Source organism: Oceanipulchritudo coccoides (genome assembly GCF_010500615.1).
Lineage (GTDB): Bacteria > Verrucomicrobiota > Verrucomicrobiia > Opitutales > Oceanipulchritudinaceae > Oceanipulchritudo > Oceanipulchritudo coccoides.
This window is the reverse complement of sequence record NZ_JAAGNX010000050.1, coordinates 1-207: the sequence shown is the minus strand read 5'-3', so window position 1 is coordinate 207 and position 207 is coordinate 1. Positions and strand designations below refer to the sequence as shown.

Below are 207 nucleotides of genomic sequence, written 5' to 3'. Positions count from 1 at the left end.
TGCCATTGCCGGTGAGACACTGGCGGAGGCACAAAAGCATGTGGAGCAAAACCTTGGTGTGGCACTGCAGCCGGGAGGGACGCATGACGTGTTTGCCACCCACAATGCTCTTTTGGGTTTGGAAGACGGACTATATCTGGAGGCAATTGCCACAAATCCTGACGCAGCGCAGCCGCAACGCCCGCGTTGGTTTGACCTGGACCGTTT

General features: G+C 57.0%; 1 protein-coding gene. It reads left to right on the top strand.

What is annotated here, in order from left to right; genetic code table 11:
* Positions 1-207 (top strand): VOC family protein (locus G0Q06_RS14385; protein WP_163967465.1); only part of this gene is annotated, 207 nt, incomplete at both ends.